General features: G+C 29.5%; 13 protein-coding genes. All 13 read right to left on the bottom strand.

Features of this window, described 5'->3' with window-relative positions; all coding sequences use genetic code 11:
* Positions 1-528: 528 nt before the first annotated feature.
* Positions 529-894: a hypothetical protein gene (locus RCF13_RS09015; RefSeq protein WP_001995758.1), complete on the bottom strand. Its 366-nt coding sequence runs from the start codon at positions 892-894 to the stop codon at positions 529-531.
* A 34-nt stretch (positions 895-928) separates the two neighbouring features.
* Positions 929-1270, bottom strand: coding sequence for a hypothetical protein (locus RCF13_RS09010; protein WP_308141079.1), 342 nt, complete (start codon positions 1268-1270; stop codon positions 929-931).
* A 24-nt stretch (positions 1271-1294) separates the two neighbouring features.
* Positions 1295-1750, bottom strand: a complete 456-nt coding sequence (locus tag RCF13_RS09005; protein ID WP_047956686.1) for a hypothetical protein — start codon at positions 1748-1750, stop codon at positions 1295-1297.
* 68 nt (positions 1751-1818) lie between these two features.
* Positions 1819-2220 (bottom strand): hypothetical protein, encoded by a 402-nt coding sequence (locus RCF13_RS09000; protein ID WP_308141078.1) that lies wholly within the window; start codon positions 2218-2220, stop codon positions 1819-1821.
* A 67-nt stretch (positions 2221-2287) separates the two neighbouring features.
* Positions 2288-2443 carry a hypothetical protein gene (locus RCF13_RS08995; RefSeq protein ID WP_001995841.1) on the bottom strand — a complete coding sequence of 52 codons (156 nt, stop codon included), beginning with the start codon at positions 2441-2443 and terminating at the stop codon, positions 2288-2290.
* An 885-nt stretch (positions 2444-3328) separates the two neighbouring features.
* Positions 3329-3466 (bottom strand): hypothetical protein, encoded by a 138-nt coding sequence (locus RCF13_RS08990; RefSeq protein WP_001996067.1) that lies wholly within the window; start codon positions 3464-3466, stop codon positions 3329-3331.
* Positions 3467-3531: 65 nt separating this feature from the next.
* On the bottom strand, positions 3532-4221 hold the full coding sequence (locus tag RCF13_RS08985) for a hypothetical protein (protein WP_308141077.1): 690 nt from the start codon (positions 4219-4221) through the stop codon (positions 3532-3534).
* A gap of 346 nt (positions 4222-4567) precedes the next feature.
* Positions 4568-4900 (bottom strand): hypothetical protein, encoded by a 333-nt coding sequence (locus RCF13_RS08980; protein WP_016121700.1) that lies wholly within the window; start codon positions 4898-4900, stop codon positions 4568-4570.
* 264 nt (positions 4901-5164) lie between these two features.
* Complete coding sequence (locus RCF13_RS08975) at positions 5165-5851, bottom strand: hypothetical protein (protein WP_308141076.1); 687 nt, start codon at positions 5849-5851, stop codon at positions 5165-5167.
* 393 nt (positions 5852-6244) lie between these two features.
* Entirely contained in the window at positions 6245-6535 is a 291-nt protein-coding gene (locus tag RCF13_RS08970; RefSeq protein ID WP_047956690.1) for a hypothetical protein, read from the bottom strand.
* Between the two features lie 35 nt (positions 6536-6570).
* Positions 6571-7002, bottom strand: coding sequence for an ATP-binding protein (locus RCF13_RS08965; protein WP_308141075.1), 432 nt, complete (start codon positions 7000-7002; stop codon positions 6571-6573).
* Positions 6999-7445 carry a YopX family protein gene (locus RCF13_RS08960; RefSeq protein ID WP_047956692.1) on the bottom strand — a complete coding sequence of 149 codons (447 nt, stop codon included), beginning with the start codon at positions 7443-7445 and terminating at the stop codon, positions 6999-7001. The genes RCF13_RS08965 and RCF13_RS08960 overlap by 4 nt, the downstream gene beginning before the upstream one ends.
* A 118-nt stretch (positions 7446-7563) precedes the next feature.
* A partial coding sequence (locus RCF13_RS08955) for a DUF5514 family protein (protein ID WP_308141074.1) occupies positions 7564-8967 on the bottom strand: 1404 nt, incomplete at its 5' end.

Here is an 8967-nt window from a genome sequence, read left to right as displayed (position 1 = left end):
ATGACTAAGTATTTTTTATAACACTTAAAAGGCACTAAGTTAACAATAAATAAAAAAATCCATTCTGAAGAGCTTTCAAAATGGATCATCCTGCATGTTTATTATTTATATTTGTAAGAAGCCTGTTATATTGCCATACTTGATTAAAAGGATGAAAATTACTTTTATTTTACTAATTGTATTACTTACTGGCCTCTTCTTAAAATTTAATTCTATTTAATGGTGTTGTTTCTGTTAAATAGACTCCACTACTTATAAATTCCTTTTTGGTATAGACTCTTAAGAAATTACCATCATCAGTTTCACATGCGTTCCTGTTCCATTCCAAACCTTCAGACTCTAGTGCCTTTTGATGTATATGTATGCTAGATATATTTTCTTCAGTAACACTTTTGCTAAATTATTTTCTCTTTGAATCTGACCACATTCCTACTATTGCAACAAAAAAACCACAAAAACTTAGAAAAGTAATAATTTGTATCTCATTCATGGTTTTTGTCTCTCCTTTTCTACAAAATGTAAATTTAACTATTTTAATTGATTATTTAGCATATGCCACATTTTTTGATATTCTTTATCCTTAGATAAGGCTTCTTCATGTATTTTGTTACGCTCATTCATTTTGATGAAATTCTTTTCTAAATCATCAAGAACTTCTTTTTCTTCTTTTGGGGTAATTCCTCTTTCTTTCACTGCTTTTATTACTGATTCAGGAAGCTTTATCATTTTTACACACCTTTCATTTCTACAAGATTCATATACTATAAAATTAACCTTTGGTAAGACTACTCCACGTTCACTTCTATTGTGGTCAATACCTATCCAAATGCCCTCATCATTCCATGAGTCATAACCTAAACGGATTTCTTTAAAATCTTGTAAATGTGGTAACAAAAATTTTTCTAAATATGTTTCATACTTTGGTTCGTTATAATAATGCTTCTTTTGCTATTCGATTCACATCTTTAACAATTGCATTGTCTACTCCACTTGTTATTCCTTTTATCAGTTTTAACGATTCTTGGTGTTTTTCGTTACGCATTTCGTACTCTTTACATGCATTTGATGTTTGTTCTAAATTCCACAAAGCATTTAAACGATAATTATTAATGTCATAAGCTAAGCTTAGTAATTCATTTAAATCAGATAAACCAACTTCTACCACGGTCTTACCGTTTTCAAAACGAGCCTTTCCACTAGAGAATTTTTCTTTAATTGAATCAATCTTTTCTATCACAGCTCCACCTACTTCTCTATAAAATTCACTCAAATATACAACTATCAAAATCAAAATTTATTTAAAATCTTCGTATGATGAATAAAATATCCCTTTCTTCGCAAGCGAAAAATTTATAGTTATTGGAGGATTAAGTTTTTCAGTCCATTTGTATCCTTGACTAATGTAAAACGCTAATTCATCTTTATTTAAATATTTTCGTTTACCTTCGATTGCATAAAGTTTACCTTCTGGATATCCAAATTTTCGATATTCCCATAAGATAGTAAGATCATGAAAATTGAATGTATTAAATTGAATTGCGATAACGCTTGTTTCTAAACTTCCCTCTTCATATTTTTGGAGACAAAAAGGAAATCCATCCTGACCGAATGTTAGGCTAGCTACAGTTGGTTCGTCATTCATTTTCTCCATCCAATTCAAATATAAATCTTTAGGCACTTCAAACTCTTTACATATTTTTTTGATAAATGTAAAATAATGATCCTTGTCAAACTTATTTATTAAAGACATCAAAATTTCTCCCTTTTCTATAAAATTTAAATCCTTGTGTCCTTGTTATATTCTCAAATTGTATAAAACTAATCATTTATATCATGCCACACTATAACATAAACATTTTGATGAACACTCTCTTTGATAAGCCCTACAATACACTCTAGACTATCTAACAAATCTGTTCTTTGTTTTTCAGATAACCAATTACACTCTTCAAATTCCTCTTTGTAACTACCGGAATGAATTTTTTCTTGAATTTTCATTAAGCTGCTCTGATCTATAATCCCATAATTATCCGATTCAAGTTGGCTCATATCTAATGCGTTAGCAATCATCGCAACTTGGCTACGACCATATATAGAAACCAATTCATTTTCTTCTTTTAAAAAAACCTCATTTTCTAGCTTATCTTCCCGAACTATATAGTCACTGTATTTTTTATATACTTGATTATCATCTTTATAAATATTGAATAAATATGCCAATATATTTCATCTCTCTTTTTATAAGAACATTTAATTATTTATACCATCTAATACTTTCTTCTTCGATTTACGATTTAACTTGAGTACCTTTAATCCTTGCATAAATACCTAATTGTTGCATAGCTACTTTCTTTGCCTCTTCCTCGTTTCCTGCCTCAACCTCTATACTCATAATCGCTCTTAGCGGTGGAATTTCATAAAATACAATGAATTTTTTATTCATTTCCCACACTCCTTTTTCAAGATATATAAATCCAATTCGATTATAAAAGTGGTTCTAACTTAATTGTTGATTTGATCAATTTTTGCATAAAGCCAATTCTCCACTTCAAATATTGAAAAAAACAGTTACACTATTATTTTTTTTAATAAAAATGTTAACAATTGAAAAGTCTTGGATATCGTTATCATTACAATATATATAAGTATTCCTAGCGATTTATCTAACAAAATTATACCTGCTATCATAAATAAGGGCAGGGTAATTATTTTAAAATAATCAGGAGTTGATGGTATATAAATCCCATAATTTTCAAAAGATAAATAAGACATTATTCCTGATGATAGTAATGTACCTTGGCTGTAAACACTATTATCCTGGGTGTATACGATATTAAAAAAAATTACAAACGAACAAAGAATTACAAAATACTCTAACAAAGTTTCTTTTAACTCTCTCTTCAACCACAATGGATTAACTTTTATTTTAACATTCATATTTTATATCCCCCTATTTCAACAAACAGAAATAACACTAATACTTAATATACTGACATCAAATTACTTATTGTTAAAAATACTACACTTGATATATATATCAAAAAACCTCCTAACGAAAAGGTAACAAGAAATTTCCTATTCCTTTCATTTCTTCCAAAAAACATTCTATGAATTAAACAGATAGTAAACCCTAGCCAGCATATAACTAGAGGTATAGAAACATACGGATTTTTTAAAGGTGCAAGTATTTTTATAACAATTTCTTTCATGATTTCATTTTGAGCCAAATCAATCATTCTTGTAAAAGTAAATATAAAACAGAATAAACAGACCACAAATCCTACAGTACAAAAAAACCTATTCATTCCACATCCCTCTCATTCTAACTTCAATCTCCTAGAACAACTTTCAAACTATTTATTATAAAATCATAATTCAGCATAAATAAAACAGAGCAAATCACAAATATAATCAGTACTATCGCATAAAGATATGCTTCCTTTTCTAATTCAAAGAATTCTTCCATGAAACATCCTCCTTTCTATTATCTAATCTACCTTTTTATTTTTTAAATCATAATATTACCGGGATTCAAACCCTATTAAATTCTTTCATTACCCTTACAACTCTATCCATATATTGATGATGTTCTCCTAGTAGATTCGTTACTTCTATCTGTGCTGATTTATCGGTACTATTATATAAAAGCAACAACTCTTTGAAATATTCCGCTGCACGTGTAATCTCAGCATCTAAATCAACATTTGTGAAAGTATGCATTTTCGCTATTTCTTCTAAGGTGCTAACTACATAGTGGATAGTGTCAGAAAACTGTAATATAAACTCTTCCTCTTTAATCAAATAAATTGGCATATAAATCTCTCTTTGTATTCGTCTTAGATATTTCGTCTCTAAATCAAATTTATAAAATTCAGTTACTATCTTTGTATATTGTACTTTTCTAAACCATTTATATCTCTTTTCTTTTATCAATTTTGGTATAAGTAAATATTCATTAACCTTATGAAAATAATTCTTAAAATCACTAAAATATACTTGAACAAATTCCTTATTATAGCTATTTTCTTTATTCAAATAAGTATAATTTGCTCTTTCATATGTATTAAAAATTTCTCCCTTTTTAAAACCTTTAAAGTCCTTTAGACATATTGAAGTATACAAAAAAACACCTCTTTTAAAGAAATACTTATTCCCTTTACTTAATTTCCTTTTTTGAACTATAATAAATATATTTTCTATCGGAGCTTTAAAGCTGCTCACTTAACACCTACTTTTAAACGCTATAAAAAATGAACCTATTAGAATACAAATATAACTTGGAAATACAAAGAACTTAATAAAATTATATATTAGCGGCATTTCTGACTTGAAACTTGGCACAAGCATTGGACTTATAATTAGAAATGCCCCCAAAAACACAAGAAAAGGAAATACTCTCCAAAACATACTTGATCCCCCTTTTGTAAAGGATAAACTTTTACCATCTGGTTCCGTCAGTATTGGAAAACCAATCTAATTTACGATGACTATGTATATATATGAACTATCAATTGGTATGTCCATGTTATCCATTAACACTCTTATTGAAATTTATAGTAAATGCAATTTAAAGAAAGTTACTTGTCCAATCTCCATCTTTGATTTGTACAGCATGCATAAACCCATATGTATCCTTTATAATATGAGTGTAATCATGAAGCGCATTCACTTCTAATGTTTCCAAAATTTCAAGACTCCCATTTTGATATTCAATATTTAATTGTGCAATATCACTCCTATCACAAAGTGTTTCAGTTTCTAGATTATAGTGAATATTTAATGCTTTATTTGTAATAACAATCCCATCTACAGGTTCATTAATATATAATTCAGGGATGATACTTACATAACATCCACAATGAATACTTTTTGGTTGCAAAAAAATCACCTCTTTTTTCATTTTTTATATTTGCCATTTATTGATGATACTAAGAATCTAATGACTATAAGTAAATGAACACGAATTATAAAATAAAAAATCATAACATGAACCATTAATATCCATCCAATTGTAAAAAGGTTATACTTTAACCAGCCAAATGAAAAGAGTAAAATATGCAGCACTATATTAAATCCAATAAATTTATCTACATTATTTATATCTGATGCAAACAAAGATTTAAGCAGTTTCACTATCTCACCCCTAGCTTTAATAAATTCCATATTATTCTGTATATCTAAAAAATACTTTTCCCCCTTCATATTTACACTCGCACCAATCTGATTCAAAATTACGTAACGCTTGAGATAAAGAAGATTTGGGTTGTGCATAATGTGTCTCACAATGTTCTAATATTTTATTCAAACTTAACCATCCGTCAGTCTTATTCCCTTCCCTTTGATCACGTTCACGTATTCTTTTGAGCAACATTTTTACTTTTTCTATAGTTAATTTATAGCTGGTGACATAACCACCACCAGCGCTTCCGCCTTTTAACCATGTTTTATGCTCTTGACGTAGTTCAGTTCCCCAGTCTATACGATAAACAGGACGATTAAATTTTGCTTTTTCCCATGCATTGACACAACCTGTTTGTATATCTACTAAAAGCAGTCCTATTCCTTGCTTTCTCAAAAAATCACGTATAATATGAGGCACCTGTTTTGTACGTCTAGGTATCGCAACATAAATGTAATGCCCTAGTTGTTTCCAAAAATATGCTTGATCGAGTAATTCTAAACTAAGGGTTGTTTTTAATTCTACTATTGCTATGGCTGGATTGTTCCGTCCTATTATGTCTGCACGTTTCCCTCCGCTATATCTAGGCGAAACTTCTGAGAAAACTTCATACCCTTTTTCCTCTAACCACTCTTTAACTGGTTCAAAAAGTTCTGATTCTTTTATTTTCACCATTTATTACTCACCTACTTTTAAATTCCCGATTATCGAGGGATTATTATATATAAAGTGTACTCCTTTATCTTCGATTTGGCTTTTTCAAAACAAGAAGTTATTCTAATTTCATCGAAAAATTCATTATCAAATGGTTCGTTTATAATTACCGGTTCCTGGTTAACAATTTCTTAAATTGTCTTCTAACGTATCCTCCTCTCCAAGTTATCTGAACACATTATATTCATACACACTGTATATTTTAAGTGAAAATGTGAATTTATTAATATTTTCATATTTTCCTAATCACTCAAAAAAGCCGCCTCCTAATTTTAAAGAGGCAGCATTTACTTAGTTACGTAGTATATTCCAATTGGTTACTGATTTAATAAAAATATCTCTGCAAAATTATTACGATTTTTTAGGTTTGTTCTCCTTGGAAGTTTCTAAAAAACAATCAATAATTTCATTCTGTCTGTTAACCTCTTTCCTTAATTTAATAATCTCATCATCACGTCTTGCAATCTCATTTTCATAAAAACCATAAGGATGATTACCACACCAAATTTTATATTCATCTTGAAAAGAATCATAAGTTACTGCAAAACAATCTTCTGGATTTAATTCTAATAATTTGTCTAACATTTCCTTCTGTGACTTTGCAATTTTATGCTCTGTTTCTATTTTTACCTTTGTATACATTTACACCCTCCTCACCAAATCATTCCAATAGATTATTATTTTGGTTTTGAATAGATTATATGAGAAAAGTAGCTTTCCAGTTCACTAGCAATTTTTGCATCTTGAGACGTCATAATTACTATCGTTTTAGTTTCAGATAAAACATCTAATAAAGAGACTAATTGCTCTTTTTCTAGATTCAATACCTCATCAATCACCACATATTTGTATTCCTTCGCTAACTGAATATCGTCATCTTTTAGTTCAATAACAGATGTGAAATCATTCTTAGGATTTAACTCAAGGATTCTCACGTTATCGTACTCGCTTTCAAAACTGCAATACTCACGATGCGGATCGATTATTAATACATCATTTAAATTTGAAATCATATTTTTAACAGACATTGTTTTGCCGCAGCCTATTGGCCCAACAAAAATTACATTTCCTTTTAGTTCTAATTTTATTACATTACTACTAGTTTTCATAAACTCACCTCATTTCCCATATTAGAATCATTTAATAATTCCGGGTTCTCATAAATATTTTTATCAAACCCATTACCCAGTTTGTTAACCCAATAATTATTTAATGGGAGTTCCCAACGACGAGATTCAATCGATTTGTGTATTGGGTCTAAATACCAACCATGTACAATTTCAATCACTTTCCCTGTCTCAGGATCCCTTACTGGGAATTCCCCTTTTTTTACAATAAATTGGCCATCACTATCACTCTCAAAAATTTCTTTATCATTCTTATCTTTAAATCCTGTAACTTGCATAAATTTAAGATTTTTATCTTCACCGCTTAAAATTTTATTAATTACTGCAATTGGATGCATTTCATAATCGACATAACCACATGACTCAGTGTTATATAGCATCCATTTGCGACGTATATCCCAAACGCGATACCTATTTTCATTCATTTTTTATACCCCCAAATCTATGTTAATAGTGCATTTGTTTCAATAATAAAAATAGAAAAATAGTTAATAGCTATAATTCGGATTTATCCCAAAGCAATATGTTAAATGGCAGCGTAAATTATTGGCGAAGAAAATTCCAATCGTCTGAAAAACCTACATAAACTTCTCTCATATCCAAATAAGTTCCATCATCTGTCTCTTGAATAACCATTCTAACACCTGCAGCATAAGCGATATGTTCACCGTAAGTTTTCCATAACTCCAGTTCCGTGATTCCATATGTTTGGTAAAATTCAATTACCTTATCAATTATCCATTCTTCATTTTGTTCTTCAGAAATTGGTTTAGTAAAATTCATTTCAAAACATTCACCATAATCATCATCTCGAGTAATAAAAAAAGGTTCTTTTTTTCTTACAAGCTCCCTTATCAGAGCAATATTCTCATCTTCCCAATTTAATTCTGCGCTACTTGTAATAGAATAGTGAACTTCTTTTATTCCTTTTTCTACTATTTCCATTCTTGCTCTTCTAGACTCCCATTCTCCCATATTATGGTCGGCACCGAAATAAACATGTCGTTCAATAGGAAAATGCGTTAATGTAAATTTTTCATTATAAATATGATGGTTATCAATATCTGAATTATCCACTGGCAATTTAGTAGTAATCTCAAATTGTTCTATTTTTGTACTCCTATTCAATTGTTGACAACTGGAGAAAAAATTCCCTTTATGCTCACCAAAATTGAATTGCAAATCCAAATTATGAATTATGATTTTATTAGCCCCTATAAACCATCGTAATGAAATACTTATTGTTTGATTATTCAAATCTTCTTTCTTTTTAAGCCAATAAAAACCATGCGATGTAAGTCCTTCTTTATCAAAACCAGCAACCACATAACGAGAATTTGGATAAGGTCTATTCAAAACTAAATCTTTGGGTAATTCGATACCATCCACTTCTAATTTCACATTTTCATTAGACCATTCTTCTGGTAATAATAATTTTGGAGTAAAATGAAATATATATTCCTCTGCACTTAAACCCTCAAAATTAATATCCGCCAAATAAGAGTGAAAAAATTTCCTGTCATTCTCTTCGAAATAATCAAAATCCTTTATATACTCTTCTTCAATTTCATCAATTGACTGGCTCCCATTCCAATAAAAATATTGGATAAGAAAAGGATCCAGTTCTAGCTCTCTATGCTTTCTGAACAAATTTATAACCCTTTCATTAAAGCATTTAAAATCTTCACAAAAACCATCTGTATAAAAGCTACCTAAAACTGACTTTCCCTGCTCCGTTAGAGTAATATAAAGTTCTTCTTCATCTTCATGTAATAAAATCAACTTTCTTTTTACGGCTTCTCCTAAAAGTTGACTTACTAAGATACCCTGATCAGAATATACATTCAGGCCGCGTTCCATAATCTCTATATCATTTAGGCCTTCTCGCTTTTTATGGAATTGGTCAATAACCATATTTAAATATTTCTGTTTCTCTTCTCTTACTAA

It is taken from the genome of Stenotrophomonas maltophilia group sp. RNC7 (assembly GCF_030910085.1).
Lineage (GTDB): Bacteria > Pseudomonadota > Gammaproteobacteria > Xanthomonadales > Xanthomonadaceae > Stenotrophomonas > Stenotrophomonas sepilia.
The sequence above is the reverse complement of the archived record's forward strand: the minus strand, read 5'-3'. Positions and strand labels throughout refer to the sequence as shown.

Coding starts and splice junctions, on each gene's coding strand:
- RCF13_RS09005 (WP_047956686.1), bottom strand. CDS start 1,750: ATGTCTTTAATAAATAAGTTTGACAAGGATCATTATTTTACATTTATC.
- RCF13_RS08995 (WP_001995841.1), bottom strand. CDS start 2,443: ATGAATAAAAAATTCATTGTATTTTATGAAATTCCACCGCTAAGAGCG.
- RCF13_RS08990 (WP_001996067.1), bottom strand. CDS start 3,466: ATGGAAGAATTCTTTGAATTAGAAAAGGAAGCATATCTTTATGCGATA.
- RCF13_RS08980 (WP_016121700.1), bottom strand. CDS start 4,900: ATGAAAAAAGAGGTGATTTTTTTGCAACCAAAAAGTATTCATTGTGGA.
- RCF13_RS08970 (WP_047956690.1), bottom strand. CDS start 6,535: ATGTATACAAAGGTAAAAATAGAAACAGAGCATAAAATTGCAAAGTCA.
- RCF13_RS08965 (WP_308141075.1), bottom strand. CDS start 7,002: ATGAAAACTAGTAGTAATGTAATAAAATTAGAACTAAAAGGAAATGTA.
- RCF13_RS08960 (WP_047956692.1), bottom strand. CDS start 7,445: ATGAATGAAAATAGGTATCGCGTTTGGGATATACGTCGCAAATGGATG.